Source organism: Dactylosporangium sp. CA-139066 (assembly GCF_050936175.1).
Taxonomy (GTDB): domain Bacteria; phylum Actinomycetota; class Actinomycetes; order Mycobacteriales; family Micromonosporaceae; genus Dactylosporangium.
Genome location: NZ_JBNJNH010000001.1, coordinates 3641074 through 3656105, shown reverse-complemented (window position 1 = coordinate 3656105; position 15032 = coordinate 3641074). Strand labels below are relative to the sequence as shown.

At 73.4% G+C, this 15032-nt stretch carries 18 protein-coding genes; 12 read left to right on the top strand and 6 right to left on the bottom strand.

The window, feature by feature from the left end:
* Nucleotides 1–104 precede the first annotated feature (104 nt).
* Entirely contained in the window at nucleotides 105–674 is a 570-nt protein-coding gene (locus tag ACQEVU_RS16685; RefSeq protein WP_433324372.1) for a TetR/AcrR family transcriptional regulator, read from the top strand.
* Nucleotides 671–1363, top strand: coding sequence for a maleylpyruvate isomerase family mycothiol-dependent enzyme (locus ACQEVU_RS16680; RefSeq protein ID WP_433324370.1), 693 nt, complete (start codon nucleotides 671–673; stop codon nucleotides 1361–1363). The genes ACQEVU_RS16685 and ACQEVU_RS16680 overlap by 4 nt, the downstream gene beginning before the upstream one ends.
* Before the next feature lie 115 nt (nucleotides 1364–1478).
* Here ACQEVU_RS16680 and ACQEVU_RS16675 read toward each other — a convergent pair whose 3' ends face one another.
* Entirely contained in the window at nucleotides 1479–1922 is a 444-nt protein-coding gene (locus ACQEVU_RS16675; RefSeq protein WP_433324368.1) for a VOC family protein, read from the bottom strand.
* 62 nt (nucleotides 1923–1984) lie between these two features.
* On the opposite strand from ACQEVU_RS16675, the gene ACQEVU_RS16670 reads away from it, so the two are divergent.
* The 9 genes from ACQEVU_RS16670 to ACQEVU_RS16630 all read left to right on the top strand — a co-directional run bounded on the left by ACQEVU_RS16670 (nucleotide 1985) and on the right by ACQEVU_RS16630 (nucleotide 11128).
* Complete coding sequence (locus tag ACQEVU_RS16670) at nucleotides 1985–2947, top strand: helix-turn-helix transcriptional regulator (RefSeq protein ID WP_433324366.1); 963 nt, start codon at nucleotides 1985–1987, stop codon at nucleotides 2945–2947.
* A gap of 85 nt (nucleotides 2948–3032) precedes the next feature.
* A complete protein-coding gene (locus ACQEVU_RS16665; protein ID WP_433324364.1) occupies nucleotides 3033–3362 on the top strand; it encodes a CU044_2847 family protein in 330 nt (109 codons plus the stop codon).
* A gap of 25 nt (nucleotides 3363–3387) precedes the next feature.
* Nucleotides 3388–6651, top strand: a complete 3264-nt coding sequence (locus tag ACQEVU_RS16660) for a trypsin-like peptidase domain-containing protein (RefSeq protein ID WP_433324362.1) — start codon at nucleotides 3388–3390, stop codon at nucleotides 6649–6651.
* Complete coding sequence (locus tag ACQEVU_RS16655) at nucleotides 6575–7000, top strand: hypothetical protein (RefSeq protein WP_433324360.1); 426 nt, start codon at nucleotides 6575–6577, stop codon at nucleotides 6998–7000. Before ACQEVU_RS16660 ends, ACQEVU_RS16655 begins: the two co-directional genes overlap by 77 nt.
* Nucleotides 7001–7079: 79 nt before the next feature.
* Nucleotides 7080–7580: a SigE family RNA polymerase sigma factor gene (locus ACQEVU_RS16650; protein ID WP_433324358.1), complete on the top strand. Its 501-nt coding sequence runs from the start codon at nucleotides 7080–7082 to the stop codon at nucleotides 7578–7580.
* Complete coding sequence (locus ACQEVU_RS16645) at nucleotides 7577–8383, top strand: hypothetical protein (protein ID WP_433324356.1); 807 nt, start codon at nucleotides 7577–7579, stop codon at nucleotides 8381–8383. Before ACQEVU_RS16650 ends, ACQEVU_RS16645 begins: the two co-directional genes overlap by 4 nt.
* 194 nt (nucleotides 8384–8577) lie before the next feature.
* Entirely contained in the window at nucleotides 8578–9144 is a 567-nt protein-coding gene (locus tag ACQEVU_RS16640) for a hypothetical protein (protein WP_433324354.1), read from the top strand.
* Between the two features lie 64 nt (nucleotides 9145–9208).
* The gene (locus ACQEVU_RS16635) at nucleotides 9209–9637 is read left to right on the top strand and encodes a hypothetical protein (protein ID WP_433324352.1); all 429 of its coding nucleotides are present in this window, start codon (nucleotides 9209–9211) and stop codon (nucleotides 9635–9637) included.
* 9 nt (nucleotides 9638–9646) lie between these two features.
* On the top strand, nucleotides 9647–11128 hold the full coding sequence (locus tag ACQEVU_RS16630; RefSeq protein ID WP_433324350.1) for a dolichyl-phosphate-mannose--protein mannosyltransferase: 1482 nt from the start codon (nucleotides 9647–9649) through the stop codon (nucleotides 11126–11128).
* Nucleotides 11129–11132: 4 nt separating this feature from the next.
* Here ACQEVU_RS16630 and ACQEVU_RS16625 read toward each other — a convergent pair whose 3' ends face one another.
* A complete protein-coding gene (locus tag ACQEVU_RS16625) occupies nucleotides 11133–11618 on the bottom strand; it encodes a YbaK/EbsC family protein (protein ID WP_433324348.1) in 486 nt (161 codons plus the stop codon).
* 3 nt (nucleotides 11619–11621) lie between these two features.
* Nucleotides 11622–11942 (bottom strand): ArsR/SmtB family transcription factor, encoded by a 321-nt coding sequence (locus ACQEVU_RS16620; RefSeq protein WP_433324346.1) that lies wholly within the window; start codon nucleotides 11940–11942, stop codon nucleotides 11622–11624.
* A gap of 104 nt (nucleotides 11943–12046) precedes the next feature.
* Here ACQEVU_RS16620 and ACQEVU_RS16615 point away from each other — a divergent pair, with 104 nt between their 5' ends.
* Nucleotides 12047–13084: a hypothetical protein gene (locus ACQEVU_RS16615; protein ID WP_433324344.1), complete on the top strand. Its 1038-nt coding sequence runs from the start codon at nucleotides 12047–12049 to the stop codon at nucleotides 13082–13084.
* On the opposite strand, the gene ACQEVU_RS16610 is transcribed toward ACQEVU_RS16615, so the two are convergent.
* The 3 genes from ACQEVU_RS16610 to ACQEVU_RS16600 are packed head-to-tail and all read right to left on the bottom strand — an operon-like array spanning nucleotide 12976 to nucleotide 14910.
* Nucleotides 12976–13614: an SRPBCC family protein gene (locus ACQEVU_RS16610; RefSeq protein ID WP_433324342.1), complete on the bottom strand. Its 639-nt coding sequence runs from the start codon at nucleotides 13612–13614 to the stop codon at nucleotides 12976–12978. The two genes, ACQEVU_RS16615 and ACQEVU_RS16610, sit on opposite strands and share 109 nt — an antisense overlap.
* Nucleotides 13611–13973 (bottom strand): ArsR/SmtB family transcription factor, encoded by a 363-nt coding sequence (locus ACQEVU_RS16605; RefSeq protein ID WP_433324340.1) that lies wholly within the window; start codon nucleotides 13971–13973, stop codon nucleotides 13611–13613. Before ACQEVU_RS16605 ends, ACQEVU_RS16610 begins: the two co-directional genes overlap by 4 nt.
* Nucleotides 13974–14022: 49 nt before the next feature.
* Nucleotides 14023–14910, bottom strand: a complete 888-nt coding sequence (locus tag ACQEVU_RS16600; RefSeq protein WP_433324338.1) for a UbiA prenyltransferase family protein — start codon at nucleotides 14908–14910, stop codon at nucleotides 14023–14025.
* Between the last annotated feature and the right edge of the window lie 122 nt (nucleotides 14911–15032).

Here is a 15032-nt window from a genome sequence, read left to right as displayed (position 1 = left end):
TGGCGGAATGCCGGAAGTCTGCCGGCGCCCGGACGAACCGGAGCAACACCTCCGGTCCATCACTACACTTGTAGTCCGCGGTACTACGGATGTAGTCTGGCGGCGTGCCGACGCGCCGCGAACAGCTGCTCGACGCCGCCATCGAGGTCATCGGGGGCGGCGGCATCCGCGCGCTCACCCACCGGGCCGTCGACGCCGCCGCCGGGCTGCCGGCCGGATCGGCGTCGAACCTGTACCGCACCCGCGACGCGCTCGTCGACGGCGTCGTGGAGCGCTTCGCCGAGCGCGAGCGGGCCAACTGGGAGGCGATCGCCGCGGAGGTGGTGCCGACCACGCCGGCCGAGCTCGCCGAGGTGCTGACCCGGTTCGCCCGGCTGAGCACCGGGCCGCAGCGGTCGCTGACCCTGGCCCGCTACGCGATCCTGCTCGAGGCGGCGATCCGGCCCGCGCTGCGCGCCCGGCTCCTGGCCACGGGCGCCCGCGTCAACGCGTGGGCCATGAACTGGATGCGCGCCAGCGGCTCCGCCGACCCGGCCCGCGACGCGCCGATCATCATGAACCACTGGACCGGGATCATGCTGCACCAGCTCGCGATGCCCGACCTGGCGTTCGACCCGTCGGCCCAGGTGCTGCAGCTCGTCCACGCCGTCCTCACCCCGGAGGCTTGGTCATGATCTTCTGGCCCGTCATCGACCAGCAGCGCACCGCCGTCGCGGACCTGCTCGAAACGCTCACCCCCGACGAGTGGCGCCGGCCCTCGCTGTGTGCACAGTGGACGGTCCGCGAGGTCGCCGCGCACCTGACGCTGCAGCAGCTGCGCCCGCGCGACCTGCTCACCGCCCTGCCGGTCCTGCTGCGCGCCCGGGGCGACATCGACCGCCTGACCCACGACCTGGCCGCCGGCACGAGCGACGCGGAGCTGCTGCGCCGGCTTCGCGCCACGATCGGCTCGCGGCGGCACAACGCCGGCGTCACCCCGATGGAGACGCTCACCGACATCCTCGTGCACGGCCAGGACATCGCCATCCCGCTCGGCCGCGACCTGGCCGTGCCGCCCGGCGCCGCGGCCGCTGCCGCGACCCGCAACTGGACGATGCGCTGGCCGCCCCCGTTTCCGATCAAAAAGACGCTGCGGCGGTACTCCCTGAGCGCCACCGACACCGACTGGCGCGCCGGCGACGCCGCCGGCCCCGCGGTCGAGGGCCCGATGAGCGCCCTGCTGCTGCTGACCTGCGGCCGGCTGGTCGCCCTGGACCGCCTGTCCGGCCCGGGCGCGGAGGCCTTGCGGGCCGCCCTGGGCGACGCTCAGGCGGCCTCGACGTCGACGACGGACACGGAGCCGCCGCCGCGATTGGGCTCATAGCGCACGTCGGCGTCGTTGGCCAGGGCCAGGCTGCGCACGATGTACAGGCCAGGGCCGCAGCCGGCGCCCACCAAACTCCGACCGGCAGTCCGGCCGGCGATGTGAGCCCGCGGGGTCAGTCGAGGCAGAACTCGTTGCCCTCCGGGTCGGTCATCACGATGTGCCCGGCCGCGAACGGCGGCGCCGGCTCGTGGCGCACCACGCGGGTGGCACCGAGCTTCACCAGCCGCTCGGCCTCGGCCTCCAGCGCCGCCATCCGCGCCTCCCCCTGCAGCCCGGGCGCGGCCCGCACGTCGAGGTGGGCGCGGTTCTTGACCTGCTTGGGCTCCGGCACCCGCTGGAAGAACACGCGCGGGCCCGCCCCGCCCGGGTCGACCACCGCCGAGGCATCGTTCCAGCGCTCCCGCGGTACACCCCAGGCCTCCAGCGCCTCGTCCCACGTGGCGAAGCCGGCGGGCGGAGCCTGGACCTGGTATCCGAGGGCCGCGGCCCAGAACTCGGCCAGCGCGCCCGGGTCGGCGCAGTCGAACGTGAACTGCATTTCACGGCGATCCGTCATGCCCACAGTCTGCCGCGGATCCCGGACAGTTGCGGTCCGTAATCCGTGGAAAGATCGGAAGGGTGAGCGTCGAGGGGACCACGGAGCGGGTGCTGCGGCTGCTCGCCCTGCTCCAGCGCCGCTCGTCGTGGACCGCGACCGAGCTCGCCGAGCAGCTGCGGGTCACCGACCGCTCGGTGCGCCGCGACGTGGAGCGGCTGCGCGCGCTCGGCTACCCGGTGCACGCGACCCCGGGCGCCGGCGGCGGCTACCGCCTCGGCGCCGGCACCCGCCTGCCGCCCCTGCTGCTCGACGACGAGGAGGCGATCGCGACCGCGGTGTCGCTGCGCCTGGCGTCGGCCGGCACGGTCGCCGGCGCGGGCGAGGCGGCGCTGCGGGCCCTGGCCAAGCTCGACCAGGTGATGCCGCCGCGGCTGCGGGCCGAGGTCCGCGCGGTGCACGGCGCCACCGACACCCTCGTCGGCCCCGGCGTCCAGATCGACGCCGAGCTGCTCGTGACGCTGGCCCGCGCGTGCCGCGACGCGGTGCGGGTCCGCTTCCGCTACGCCGCCCGCGACGGCGCCGAGCGCGAGCGCACGGCCGAGCCGGTGCGGCTGGTCACCACCGGCCGCCGCTGGTACCTCATGGCCTGGGACGTCGACCGCGAAGACTGGCGCACGTTCCGCCTGGACCGCATGCGCGAGCCGGCGGCGACCGGCTGGCACTTCCGCCCGCGCGAGCACCCGGACCCGGTGGGGTACGTGCAGCGGTCGGTGGCCGAGTCGCCGTACCGCCACGTCGCCCGCCTGCGCGTGCACGCCACGCCGGAGCGCGTCCGCGACATGGTCCCGCCGCAGGTCGGGCGCGTGGAGCCCGACCCGGCCGACGGCTGGTGCACGCTGCACCTCGCCGCCGACCACCTGGACTGGCTGGCCGTGTACGTGGCCCGGCTCGAGCGGTTCGACGTGCAGATTCTCGAACCGCCCGAGCTGCGCGAGGCGGTCGGCGCGCTCGCCCGCCGCCTGACCGCGATGGCCCGGCCCTGAGCGCCTTCGAAGCCCCGGCACCGGATTTACGGCCGTCTGATTCCAACTCGTCAATGGCTAGAATGACGCCTGTCCATTCGGGAGGGTGATCGGCTTGTCGCAGGTTGTGACGTACGACGTCGGTGACGTGGCGGTGTCATTCGAGATCGATCCGGTGCCGGGTTTCGTGCCAGCCGGCATGTCCGACGAACTGGTGGGGCGCGTACGTGACGCGGTGCAGCCGGCGGTCCTGGCGGCCCGGGAGGTCCTGGAACAGGTGCGCCAAGCAAGACCTGACCGCGTCGAGGTGAAGTTCGGCGTCAAGGTGACCGGGACGGCGAACTGGCTGGTTGCGAAGGCGGCGACCGAAGGCAACTTCGAGATCACGCTGGCCTGGGGACGGGACTCGGGCGAGGCTGCGGCAGCCGCGTCATGAGCCGCCGCCACCGGCGCGGGCCGCGGTGACCACGGCCGCACCGCGCCGGCAGCCGGAAGACCGCTGGACGGTCGTCATCGAGGCGGTCCGGGCGGAACGCAGGACCCTCGGCGCCGGCGTCGTCATCGATCGGGATCGGGTGCTGACCTGTGCGCACGTGGTGCGGGGCACGCTCGACGCGGGTGTGGCGGTCAGCGTCCGGTTCCCCAAGGCCGGCATCGCCAGGTCGGTGGAGCGGCGCGTGCGCGACGTGCGCTACGCGGCCGACCCGGAGACCGACGTGGCCGTGCTGATCCTGGCCGAGGACGTCCCGGATCAGGTGGTCGCGGCGCCGCTGCGCAGCCCGGCGGCCGCCGACCTGGTGGACGAGCAGTGGTGGGCCTTCGGCTTCCCGCAGGACATGCCGTACGGTGCCGAGGCGCACGGCGTCGTCGGCACCGATCTGGCCTTCGGCTGGCTGCTGCTGCACACCGAGTCGCGCTATCCGGTCCGTCCCGGATTCAGCGGCGGCGGCCTGTGGTCGCCGCGATACGCCGCGGTCGTCGGCCTGGTCGGGCTGGCCAACCAGTCCGGGCAGAACGTCGGCGACGCGATGGCGGTGACGATCCGCCAGGTCATGGCCGAACTGCCGACGGAGATCCGGCCCACGGCGACGGCGTGGCAGCTGCCGGAGGCCGGCGAGGCGGCGCTGGCGGCGTGGGGATGGTCGCTCGACCGCGACAGCGAGGCCGGTCGGCACTGGCGGCCGCGAGGGCGCGGCGTCTCCGTCGACAGCGAGCAGGGTTACCGGTTCCGGGGCCGGACCCAGGCCCTCAGGCGGCTGGTGGCCCACCTTGAGCGGCCGAAGGTCGACGGCCGGGTCCTGGTCGTCACCGGCTCGCCGGGCGTCGGCAAGTCGGCGGTCCTGGGCCGGATCGTCACCACCGCGGATCCCGGGGTACGGGCGCTGCTGCCACCGGAGGACACCAACGTCCGCGCCGTCCTGGGGTCGGTGGCGTGCGCCGTGCACGCCAAGGGCAAGACCGCGATGGACGTCGCGATGGAGATCGCCCGGGCCGCGTCGGCACGGCTGCCGGACGAGGTCGACGAGCTCGTGCCCGCGGTTCGCGAGGTGCTCATGCTCCGGGCGGGCGAGCGGTTCAACGTGGTGATCGACGCGCTCGACGAGGCCGTCGACGCCACCCAGTCACGACAGATCATCACCCGCGTGGTGCTGCCGCTGGTGCAGACCTGCTGGGACGTCGGCGCCCAGGTGGTGGTCGGGACCCGGCGCGGCGACGACGGCGGGCCTCTGGTCGGCGGATTCGGCAGCGCCGCCGACGTGATCGACCTCGATCTCGAGCGGTACTTCGAGCAGGACGACCTCGCCGACTACGCCCTGGCGACGCTGCAGCTCGTCGGAGCGGAACGGCCCGGCAACCCGTACTCGGACGAGGCGATCGCGCGGCCCGTCGCGGTGCGCATCGCGACGCTGGCCGAGCGGAACTTCCTGATCGCCGGGCTCGTGGCCCACGCCCGCGGGCTCTACGACGAGGTGGCGATCGAGCCCACCCGCCTGTCCTTCGACGCGACCGTCGAGGGCGCGTTCAACGACTATCTGCACCGCCTGCCGAACCTGGGCGCCACGCCGGCCCGGCTGGTTCTGGGCGCGTTGGCGTTCGCCGAGGTACCGGGCATGTCGGCCGACATCTGGTCGGTCGTGCTGTCCGCGGTCGGCGCCCACATCGCGCCGGCGCAGCTGGCGGCCTTCGCGGACACGTCCGCGGCGAACTTCCTGATCGAGACCACCGACGACGCCGGTGTCGGCCAGTACCGCCTGTTTCATCAGGCCCTCAACGACGCGTTGCTGCGGGCGTGGGACCGCCGACCGGGCGGGCGGCGCACAGCCGAGCGGAGAATCACCGGCCGGCTGATCACGCTGGGCCAGTCGACCGGCTGGGTCGGCACCGACCGCTACCTGCGCCAGTCGCTGCCCACCCACGCCGACCGCGCGGGCGTGATCGACGCGCTGCTCAGCGACGACGACTACCTCCTCGCCACCGACCTGACGCGGCTCGTCATGTTCGCCGAGCGGGCCGCCACCGGGCCCGGCCAGTCGCGGGCGCGCCTGCTGCAGCTGACACCCCGCGCGATCACCGCCGCCGCCGGGGAACGGGCGGCGTTGTTCAGCGTCACCCAGGCGCTCGAGCAGCTGCACCTGCCCAGCTTCGGCCTCCGCGAGCAGGTGCCCTACCGGGCCCGCTGGGCGGTGGTCGCCTCGCGGGTGGAGCGGTCCGTGCTGGAGGGGCACACCGCGACCGTCTACTGCGTCTGCCCGATCACCGTGGAAGGCGTCACCCAGCTCGCCAGCGCCGGCCGCGACGGCACCGTGCGGGTCTGGGACGTCACCACCGGACGGCAGGAGCGGGTGCTCACCGGGCACCGGGGCGCGGTCAACTCCATCTGCCAGGTCGTTGTCGACGGCTCGTCCCTGCTGGCCAGCGGCGGGCAGGACGGGTCCGTCCGCATCTGGAACCCGGCCACCGGCCACGAGATCCGCACCATCCGGGCCCACGCCGCGGAGGTCAACGCGGTCTGCTCGATCGTGGTCGCGGGCTCCGTGCGCCTGACCAGCGCCGGCCAGGAGGACGCCATCTGCGTGTGGGATCCCGCTACGGGCGCACGCGAGCAGCTGCTCTTCAGCGACCACGGCGGAGAGGTCAACGCGCTGTGCACCGTCGTCGTCGCGGGTACCACCTATCTGGCCAGCGGCGGCGCCGCCGGCCAGGTGAAGCTCTGGGATCTCACGACCGGCACCGCGGTGATGGTCCGCCCGGACTCGCGCGAAGCGCGGCAGAGGGCCGGCACGACCGGGCAAGGCCCTGTGCGTGCTGGAACACGGCGGCGCCTATCACCTCGCCGCCGCGAGCTACGCCGGCGTGGTCTACGTCGCCGAGCCGGGAGGCGAGGGACCGGCGCTCGAGTTCGCCACGCACACCGGGACGATCAACGCCCTGGCCGCCGTGCGCAACGGCCGCCGCCAGTACCTGGCCGGCGCCGGCCAGGACGGCGCCCTGTGGTGCTGGGATCCGCTCGCGGGCCGCCGGGCATCGGCGCGCGTGCGCCGCCGGCAGCTCAACGGCGGGCCGGTCGGCGCGCTCGCCGTCGTTGCGGCCCCGGAGGGGGACCTGATCGCCGCCGGCACCGACCGCACGATCCGGATCGTCGATCCCGTGAAGCTGGAGGTCCGCAGCACGCTGGCCGGCCACGGCCGGGAGATCAAGAGCATCACCGGCTTCCGGCTGGGTGACCGGCAGTACCTGGCCAGCGGCGGCGCGGATCGTACCGTCCGGATCTGGGACCTCCAGGACGATCAGGAGGTCGGGACGCTCGTCGGTCATACCGGCACCGTGAACGTCGTCACCAGCCTGACCTTCGAGGGTCAGGCGTACCTGATCAGCGGCGGCTCCGACCGCACACTGCGGGTCTGGGACCCGGCGAGCGCAACGACGGTGCTGTCCATCCCGCTCTACCACCCGGTCCTGGACTGCACCTGCGTCGGCCTCACGGTCGCCACCGCGCTGTCCGCCGGCGTTCTCGCCCTGGACCTCCACGCCGCGGGGCTCCAGCATCGCCCCGAGCACCGGCGCCGAGGCTGACGCGACCGGCCGAGGCGAAAAGCAACCTGATCGGGCGCTCGTTCCGTCCCGCGGTTAGAGGCAACGGAAGGGAACGGGCGTGCAGCGAAGCGACGAGGCGGCGTACCGCGAGTACGTCACGCTGAGGATGGATGTCCTGCGACGGACCGCCTATCTGCTGTGCCATGACTGGCATACCGCAGACGACCTGGTGGCCACGACGATGGCGAAGCTCTACGACAAGTGGCGGCGGGCCCAGCAGGCCGACAACGTCGACTCCTATGTCCGGGCGATGCTGGTCAACGCCTACCTGGACGAACGGCGCCGGCCATGGCGGCGCGAGGTGTCGACGGACCGGCTGCCCGACGTGGCCGAGGTCGCGCCGGCACCGGCCGGCGAACACGGGGACCTGCTGGCGCTGGTCCGCACGCTGCCGAAGAAGCGGCGCGCCGTGCTCATCCTGCGCTTCTACCTCGACCACTCGGTCGAGGAGACCGCGGAGATGCTGGGCATCTCCACCGGCACCGTCAAGAGCCAGACCGCGCGTGGGCTGGAGACGTTGCGAGCGGCCATCTCCAACGTGTCAGGGGTGCAATCATGAAGACAGAGTTCGATGATGCGATCGGGGTCGTGCCGGCGTCGCCGATCGACGTGGACCGGCTGATCGTCCAGGGGCGCCGGCGGGCGATGGTCCGCCGGCTGGCCGTGGCGGGTGCCGGCGGCGGCGTGGCGGCCGTGGCGGTCGGCGTGGCCATCGCCGCCGGCACCGCCACCGGCAAGAACGGCGGCTCGGCCGTCGCGGACCGGCCGAGCGTGGCCCCGTCCGCGGCCGTGTCCGTGCCGGCCTCCCCGTCCGCATCCGCGGGCCGCAGGCCGCCGCAGCCCGCCGGCACCAACTCGACGCCGGCCGACGTCGCCCGGGAGACCGAGAAGCATCTGTCCCAGGTCGTCAAGGACGTGGTGCAGCAGCACGCGCCCGGGTACACGCTGTCGGCCGGCGCGGACGGCCCGGCGTTCAAGATGAAGTACCTGTACTACTCCGGCAACGACAGCTACTACGGCTCGGCGAACCTGCACGGCCCGACCGGGCAGGGCAACGTGGCGATCAACGTCGGGCGCCGCAGTACGCAATGGAACCCCATGAACCCGTGCACCACCGGCGAGACCGGCGCGTGCACGGACACCACCCAACCGGACGGCACGCACGTGCTGCGCCGCGTCATCCACGAAAACGGCATCGCGGACAACTACGTGATCGTGGACCGCCCGGACGGCATCACCATCTTCATCGTCGCCGCGAACCAGGGCGGGCAGACCGACGTCAACCCGGGCAAGCAGCCCGACCCGGTGCTGCCGTTCGACACGCTGGTGGAGATCGCGCGGGACCCGCGGCTGACCGTGTAGCACCACTCACCGCGGGATCGGCGGCGTGCCCTCGCAAGCGGCCAAGTGCCCGGCGGCCACCGGCGCGGCGGCGACGAGGCCCATGGTCTTTCCGGGAGTCGTTGCCGCCGCCGGGCGCCCGTGATGTTGCGACCGGCGTGCCGCGGGTAACGGACGGGGCTGAACCGACTTGCACCGCAGGAGGGGAGTTCACCATGTCTGAGCGCACAACGGTCCTGCGTTCGATGCACGACACGGGCCTCGCCGCCTGGTTCGGCGGTTCGCTGATGGGCGCGGTAGGCCTCAACGGCGCCGCGGCCAAGGCCCCGCTGCCGGGGGAACGGCTGCAGATCTCATCCGCCGGCTGGGACCGGTGGGCGCCGGTCAACCTCACGGCGATCGGCACACACCTCGTGGGCGCCGCCGGCCTGCTGGTCGACAACCGGGGCCGGATCGCCGGGCAGCGGGGCGTGGGGACCATGAGCGCGGTGAAGACGGGACTCACCGCGGCCGCGCTCGCGGCCACCGCCTACAGCCGCCACCTCGGCCAGCAGCTGGAGGAGGCGGGTGACGTCCCGGTGACCGGGCCGACCGAGCCGGCCGCCGCCACGCCGGCGCCGGTGCGCACCGCGCAGCGCCGGCAGCAGGCGGTCCAATGGGCGATACCCGCGCTGACCGGCGCGCTCATCGCCGTCTCGGCGCTGGCCGGCGAGCAGCAGCGGCCGCGCTCCATCGTGCGCGGCGTCGCCGGCCGGCTGCGGGGCGCCCTGCCGTTCGGCTGAGCCGCGGCCGGCCCTGCCCGATAGCGGATTGCACCCCGGCACCGCCGTGGCGCACACTTTGAACGTGTTCAAGAACCCTGTCGAGGACGCCCCGTGGTGCCTGTGGGTGTTTCTCCACCTCGCGCTGTACCTCGCGCTCGACCTCGGCACCCTCGCCGTCCTGGTGGCGGCGGGCGGCACGGGCGCGCCGGAGGTGTTCGGCGGCGCGCTGGTGACGTTCGTGTGGACCCTGCCGTTACACGTCGCCATGCTCGTCGTGGCCGTCGTGCAGCTGATGGTGCTGGACGTCGTCTCCGCCGACCTGGGCCGCCTCGCCTTCCGCCTCACCGCGCTCGGCGTGTTCGTCGTCCCCGCGTTCGGGTACGCCGCGCTCATCGCCGACCCGGGCTACGGCGACGCGCTGCGGTTCGTCCTGCCGATGCACATCGCGATGGGCCTGCTCGTCGCGCACCGCAACTACCGCTACGCCAACTCGATCGGCCCGTGGTCCTAAGATCGGTCGATGGACACGGGGGTGGTGCCGGCCGTCGTACGGCGGCGGCTCGGCGGGCCGGGGCGGTATCCGGCGGCGTTCTGGTGGGCGGCGGCCCTCGTCACGGGCATCGCGCTGGCCCTGCGGCTCGTCGGCCTCGACCGGCCCCGCGACGTCATGTTCGACGAGGTCTACTACGCCAACGAGGCGCAGGACCTGCTGCAGCGCGGCGTGGAGTGGGTGCCGGAGCAGGGCACGCCCGAGTACGTCGTGCATCCGCCGCTCGGCAAGTGGATGATCGCCGTCGGGGAGGAGGTGTCCGGCTACAACGCCTTCGGGTGGCGCATCATGGCGGTGCTCATCGGGTCCGCCTCGATCCTGCTCGTCACCATGGCCGCGTGGCGGCTGCTGCGCTCCACGATCCTCGCCGCCGCCGCCGGGCTGCTCATGTCGCTGGACGGCATGCACTTCGTGCTGTCGCGGGCGGCGCTGCTCGACGTGTTCCTGATGTTCTGGATCGTCGTGGCGTTCCTGCTGCTGGTGCTCGACCGCGAGCAGCGCCGCCGGCGATGGCTCGCGCTGCTGGAGGCCGGCGGCGACCCCGAGTCCCGGCCGCGGTTCGCCCTTCCGTGGTACCGCATCGCCTGCGCCGTCTCGCTCGGGCTCGCCTGCGGCGTCAAGTGGAGCGGGCTGTGGTACCTCATCCTCTTCGCGCTGCTCGTCGCGGTCTTCGACATGAGCGCGCGCCGCAGCGCCGGCGTGCGGCACTGGGTCGCCGACAGCCTCGCCCCGGCGGCCGGGTGGGGCCTCGCCTTCGCCGCCCTCGCGGCCGTGGCCTACCTGGGCACCTGGACCGGCTGGTTCACCTCCGACGACGGCTATTTCCGGCATTGGTACGCCGAGTCGCACGGCCTGCCGCACGACCGCACGTTCGACGCGCTGGTCAACCTGTGGCACTACCACCAGGAGGCCTACGGCTTCCACTCCACGCTGCAGTCGCCGCACCCCTACCAGTCGTGGCCGTGGCAGTGGCTGCTGCTGGGCCGGCCGGTCCTGTTCGCCTACGACCAGACCGGCCCGTGCGGCGCGGCCAACTGCGTGTCGTCCGTGCTGCTGCTCGGCACCCCGCTGCTGTGGTGGTCGTTCCTGCCGGCGCTGGTGGCGCTCGGCTGGCTGGCGACCGCCCGCCGCGACGGGCGCGCCTGGCTGTTCATGGCCTGCGCCCTCGCGGGGATCCTGCCGTGGTTCCCGTCGATGCTGGCGCACCGCACGATGTACTACTTCTACGCCCTGCCCGCCGAGCCGTTCCTGGTGCTGGCCGTCGTCTACGTGCTCGGCGCGATCATCGGCCCGCCCCGCCGCGAGCGCCGCGTCGTCGGCGCGTGGATCGCCGGCATCTACGTGCTGCTCGTCGCCGCGTGCTTCGCCTACTTCTACCCGATCTACGCCGGCTCCCCCATCACGTACGCCCAGTGGCTGGCGAGGATGTGGCTCGGCAACCGCTGGATCTGAGCCCCTACGCGGTGATCGGGTGCAACGCCGGCTCGGCCAGGCGCTGGTAGTCCTCAGTGGACAGTGCGAGGGAGCGGTCGAGGCGGGCGGCGTTGAAGTACAGCTCAGGATGCTTCAGCAGCGCCGGGTCGGCGATCAGCGTGAGGTCGGGGTGGAAGCTGAACGGCAGGATCGTCCCGCTCGCGCTGCCGGCGAGCGTCTCGGCCTTGTCGGTGGAGGCGAACGCGGCGTAGGTGCCGCCGGCGAGGGCCTTGAGGGCCTGCAGGTCGACCCGGGCGTCGCCGGGCACGACGGCGAGGTAGTAGCGGCTGGTGCGCTTGTCCAGCTTCACCATCACCACGAGACACTTGGCCGCGCACGCCGGGTCGTGCCCGCGCAGCGCGCTCACCTCGTCGGTGCGCCCCTCGGGGTCGTGGTCGATGACGCGGTACCGCGCACCGCCCGCGTCCAGCACACCCATCAGCCGTTCGTACGCGCTACCGGCGTCCACCGGTCACCACCCTCCGCCGAGCATTCGCTGGACCGCCGCGATCCGCTCCTCGTCGCGGCGGTAGAACGTCCACTGCTTGATCCGCCGGGCCCGCAGCAGCCCGGTCGCGGTGAGCAGCCGCAGGTGCTCGCTGGCCGTCGGCGCGCTCACCCCGAGCTTCCCGGCGATGTACACCGAGCAGACCCCGTCCTCGACAAGGTCCCCGTCGCGTTGCGCCGGAAAGTGCGCCACCGGGTCGACGAGCCAGCCGAGGATGGCCAGCCGCTTCTCGTTCCCCAGCGCCTTGAGCACCTCGACGTCGAGCACGGTGAGGGAGTTTGCCAACTCCCTAATTGCCCTGTCAAGCCGGGTGAGATGCGGCCTGCCCCAGCATGAACCGGGGTGGTGGCCCCAGTGGCACGGGCGCCCGCGCCCGGCAGCCTGGAGAGATGCTGCGGTGGCGACTGTTCAAGGCGGCGCTCCTCGGGGCGCTGCTGGCCGGGTCCGGCGTCGTGGGGCCCCGGCCCGCGCCGGTCGAGGCGGCCGATCTGGGCGGCGGCGCGGACGGCGGCGAAACGCTCGCCGAGCGGTGGGCGCCGATCCACCACCAGGCCGTCGACCGGCACGGGCGCCACGCGGCCGGCGGGCGGGCCGACGAGATCACCCGCGTGGACTTCGACGGCGACTGGGACGCCCGCGACAACTGGGCGGACGCGGAGCGGTTCCCCGCCGCGCCGGCCGCCTACGCCTCCGTCGTGCAGACGCCGACGCACTGGTTCGTGGTGTACATGTACTTCCACGCCCGCGACTGGACCAACCGGCCGCTGCTGGACACCGAGCACGAGAACGACGCCGAGGGCCTGCTGCTGGCGGTGCAGCGAGACGGCACGCCGTACGGACGGCTGCGCGCGGCGATCACCGTCGCGCACGACAACTTCTACTCGTACGTCCCGGCCGGCAGCCCGTGGGGTCGCGGCCGGGAGACGATCGACGGGGTGCTGCCGATGCGGGTGTCGCCCGCCGACGGCCGCCCGCACCCGGTCACGGAGCAGGAGGCGCACGGGCACGCGCTGAGGGCGTACTCGGGCTTTGCGGGCGGGACCGTCTACAGCGGGTACCGAATCATCGATCTTCTGGGTCCGGGCGGGCTCTGGGACCGCCGCGCGGACCCGGCGTTGTTCGCGGCCCCCGGCACCTTCGCCGGCGGCTGCGAGCACGGCAGCCTTCGCTGCCGGCGCGACGCCGCGCACGCCCCGTGGGGCTGGGACGATCACGACGACCGCCTGGGCCGCGGCGCCCTGGCGACCGATCCGGCCGCGGTGGTCGCCGACTACTTCACGATCCCGGAGCCGCTGTCGCGCACGTACACCTCGAACGGCTACCGCGGGTCGAAGTGCTGCACGGCGAACGCGATCGCGGCCTCGACGTCCTCCTCGCTCGTACCCCAGGCGGCCTGCACCACCGCGCCCCACGCGCGGCAGGCGTGACGGGCGAACTCGCGCACCTCCGGGTCGTCCTCCCACGTCTCGGCGTCGAGGTCGGCGCCGCGCAGGTGGTGGTCGAGCCCGAGCAGCGCCAGGTCCCAGCCGCCCCCGATGCCGATCGTGCCGCCCGGCCCGTAGGCGCGGACCAGCTCGTCGACGATCCCGGCCGGGGAGGCGTGCTCGAGCTCCAGCACGGTGCGCTGCGGCCCGTCGTCGCTCAGGCGGACCTCGACCTCGGTGGGCATCCCCTCGCCCATCTCCCACGTCACCTTCAGCAGCCGCGGCGGCTCGCAGCGCAGCACCTCGCCGCCGGCGTTGCCCTTCAGCTGGTACCTCCCGCCGAGCCGCAGCTCGCCCTCCACCGGCGCCAGCCAGCGGCCGAGGCGCTCCGCCTCGGTGCAGGCGCTCCACACGTCCTCGATGGGCGCGTCATAGGTGCGCCGCAGCAGCAGCGAGCGCCCTTCGCCCGAGGCGACCGGCGCGTTGCCGAGCTCCCGGTGCGCCGCATTGACCTGGTTGACGATGTCGATCACGAGTCCTCCTCTTCGTTGCCTGTGGTGTTGGTGGCCCGGCGCGCGCGACGGCCGCGGGCCAGCTCGGTGGCCAGGGCGTCGAGGCGCTGGTCCCAGAACCCGCGGAAGCGCTCCAGCCACGCGTCCACCTCCCGCAGCGGCGCGGCGTCGACGGCGTAGAGCCGCCGCGTGCCGTCCGCCCGGACGGTGGCGAACCCGGCCTCCCGCAGCACCTTCAGGTGCTGCGACACGGCCGGCTGCGAAATCCCGAACTCCGCCCGGACGACGTCGCTGACGGCGCCCGCCGGCTGCTCACCATCGGCGAGCAGCTCCAGAATGCGGCGCCGCACCGGGTCTCCGAGCACGTCGAACGCGTGCACGCCCCGAGAATGTCACCGGCGGCTTATATAAGTCAAGCCTGAAAAAGGCTCACGCCGGGCCGATGTACGCCAGCGCGAACCCGATCGTCGGGATACCGAACAGGATCGACACCGCGGCCATCTTCGTGATCGTGGGGCGCACGGTGAGGACCGCGTAGCCGGCCAGCAGGACCGGGACCATGATGAGCTGCGGCACCAGCGTCGAGCGGGGCACCAGCACGCCGAGCCAGGCGCACAGCATCGACACCGCGAGGCCGGCGCCCCACAGCGCCACGCCCAGCCGATGGGCGAAGCGCGCCCCGAAGCGCACCGCGAACGTCGTGCAGCCGGCGCCGCGGTCGGCGGCCAGGTCCGTCACGGTCGTCGGCACGTAGAGCGCCGCCGCGAACAGCAGCCCGATCACCGCGAACAGCCACGGGAACTCCCACGGCGGCCGGCTGATCGCCCAGCCCGCGGCCGGGGACACCACGCCGACCACGAGCGCGTTGACCGCGACGTCCCAGCCGGGCCGGGTCTTCAGCCGCAGCGGGGGCACGCTGTACGCCCACCCGAGCGCCAGCACCCCGGCCACCCCGAGCACGAACAGCGGCCCGACGAACATCGCGGCGCCGACGGCGGCGAGGGCGATCATGCGGTACCACCGCCGGAGCCGCTGCGCCGAAACCGCGCCGGTCACCAGGGGCGCGCTCGCCTTGCGCGGGTTGACGAGGTCGCTGGGCAGGTCATACAGGTCGTTCTGGGCCAGCACGGCGCCCCAGATCAGCGGCCCGAGCACGAGCAGCGCCACCACGGCCCGCGGCGCGTCCTGCGCGGCCGGCAGCCACGAGTGGCTCGCCAGGACGGTGCCCATGTAGGCCGGCACCCAGGAGACCGGCCAGAACCAGGGCCGCGACACGGCAACCAGCAATGCGGTGGGACGTTCCAGCACCCCCGTCATACTTCGCATCATCGTCCTCGATGCCTGTGCGCGCACTGAGAGCCCCGTCATGGACGCGCGCCACAGCACCGGCCCGAAAATCATGGCGCGCCCGGGTCCCGGAAGGGTTGAATTCATCGACA